Source organism: Methanocalculus sp. (genome assembly GCF_029762515.1).
Taxonomy (GTDB): domain Archaea; phylum Halobacteriota; class Methanomicrobia; order Methanomicrobiales; family Methanocorpusculaceae; genus Methanocalculus.
Window position 1 is genome coordinate 1 of record NZ_JARVGN010000362.1, and the last position, 2373, is coordinate 2373.

A 2373-nucleotide genomic window follows, 5' to 3' on the forward strand; every position below is an offset into this window, starting at 1 on the left:
AATCGTCTATGCTGAGGGTATCTTACATTGTGGAGGTCTGGAGCCTCATATTACGTTATTCTGGCTTTTCAGAAGAAGGCTGCTACCCTGAAGGTGATGGTGATCAGGAGGGCGGCCGGGATCACGTACCTGCAGAGGATAGGCACTGCCCGGATGAGGGGAGAGCTTTCTGAAAGGTCACCCCATAGAGTCTTCTGGTCAAAGAGCCAGGCAAAAGCGATTGAGAGGAGAAGAGCAGAGGCTGAAAGGCCTATCGTCCCGAAGACCTCGTCCATTGCGTCAAGGATGGGCATATCGGCGATTCTGAGGGATAATACACTGTAGCTTGCAGCAGCAGGCATGCCTGTGATGATGAGAATTAAAGTGACAAGAGCAGCCATTGATCGTCTGGATCTCCCAAAGACTCCTGCCAGGGCGGCTGTTGGAACCTCGATGAATGATATGGCAGAGCTTGTTGCGGCAAAGAAGACGAGGAGGAAGAAGAAGACGGCAAAGACAGCACCAAACGGCATCAGTTCGAAGGCATAGGGTAGGGTGGTGAAGACGAGCTCAGGCCCGGCTGCTGGTTCGAGGCCATAGGTGAAGACGATCGAGAAGATAATGATCCCGGCTAACAGGGAGACACAGATATCTGCGATGGTGACGGTTGCCGCAGATGCCGGGATCTTCTCGGCGGATCCCAGATATGCACCATAGGTGAGGAGTGTCCCGTACCCGACCGATAGCGAGAAGAATGCCTGGCCAAGGGCTGCCCCCCAGATGAGAGGGTCTGTTAAGACTGAAAAATCAGGAGTGAAGAGGTACACAAGGCCGGATGCAGCACCGGGGAGCCTGATTGTGAAGAGAAGCATGATGAGGAGAAGGATGAAGATCAGCGGGACGAGGATAGTCGTCGTCCGCTCGATCCCCTTTGTGACGCCGGATGAGACGATCACCCCGCAGAGAATAGCTGCAAGAATGAAGAAGAGGATTGGAAGGTACGATCCAGTAAAGTCTGAGAAGGGCTCAAGGGTTCCGGTGAGGGAGAAGGCAAGGTACCCAAATGTCCATCCCGTGATGACAAGATAATATGAGATGACCCCGATCACCACGAATAAGACGATCCAGCCCGCCCACCTGAGGGAGGCTTTCTCGAAGGCGGCGATGACGGCACTCCGTGTATGCTTGCCGGCCTGCATCTCAAGGATCATCAGCGGCAGGCCGACGAGGAGGACGGCGGTAAGATATGGTATCAGGTAGGCGCCGCCGCCGTTCTGCCCGACGATGGTTGAGAAGCGCCAGATATTCCCGATGCCGACGGCTGATCCTATTGCTGCAAGGATGAAACCGATGCGGGAAGACCATTCTTCCATAGCGGGCTGATTGGCGTGATGACAGATAAAGGGTTCTGGAGCGACACGGGTAAAAAGAGAGACCTAATGCCTGTGAAAAAGAGAGAGGTGGAATTTTAATGCAGCGTTCTGGCAGCGTAGTCCCGTGCACCGGCGGCAAAGGAGATGATCGGGGGCTTTTCAACCGGATCGATAATACAATCGATGACAGTTGGTTTTCCCGAGGCGATGGCCTCCGGCAGAACACGGGCGAGCTCTCCGGGTTCCCGGACAGTGATCCCGACTGCTCCGAGCGATTCTGCAAGTTTTGCACAATCCATAGGCTTAAACCGTGTCAGTATCGTCTCCTCACCAAGGGAGAGGGACTGGAATGCATGGATCAGGCCGAGCATGCTGTTATTCATTACAACCCAGACGACCGGAATATCGTAATTGACTGCGGTTGCCACCTCCATCCCGTTCATGCCGAAGCATCCGTCTCCGACGATGGCAACAACCGGCCTGTCAGGGGCAGCCAGTTTGCCGCCGATTGCAGCGGCTGTTCCAAACCCCATGGTTAAGAGGCCAAACGGTGCGATGAACTGCCCCGGTCTGTTCATCTTCAGGTAGTGGAGTGCCCAGATGAGGTGGCTCCCGACATCGCTGAAGAGGATGGCATCATCGGGGAGCCCGTCCTGGAGATCCTGTATCAGGCGCTGGGGTTTGATCGGCACCTGGCTGCTCTGCATCTTCTCCGGTTCAATAACCATCCCTTTCTGTTTCTTCTCTTCCATGAAGGCAAGAGATCTCTTTGTGATTGCAGCCTCCTGCTCGTCGAGATACCGAAGCGCCCTGAAGGAGATCTCGGAGATGACGGTCTTTGCATCACCGATGAGCGGTATATCCGCAGGATAGTTGATGTTGATGATCGTGGGATCGATATTGACGTTGATCAGGGATCGGGACGGGAGGATCTCAGGATCCCAGGAGAAGGTGGCGGTCTGGTTCAGGCTTGACCCGACGACCAGAAGGACGTCGACTGTTTTTGACTTGATATAGGATT

The 2373-nt window shown here is 54.5% G+C and carries 2 protein-coding genes; both read right to left on the reverse strand.

Going from position 1 to position 2373, the window contains the following annotated elements; translation table 11 throughout:
• Positions 1 to 68: 68 nt before the first annotated feature.
• A complete protein-coding gene (locus QCH34_RS10940) occupies positions 69 to 1352 on the reverse strand; it encodes a sodium-dependent transporter (protein ID WP_300334058.1) in 1284 nt (427 codons plus the stop codon).
• Positions 1353 to 1447: 95 nt separating this feature from the next.
• Positions 1448 to 2373, reverse strand: a 926-nt coding sequence (locus QCH34_RS10945) for a thiamine pyrophosphate-dependent enzyme (RefSeq protein ID WP_300334061.1), incomplete at its 5' end; no start/stop codon positions are given.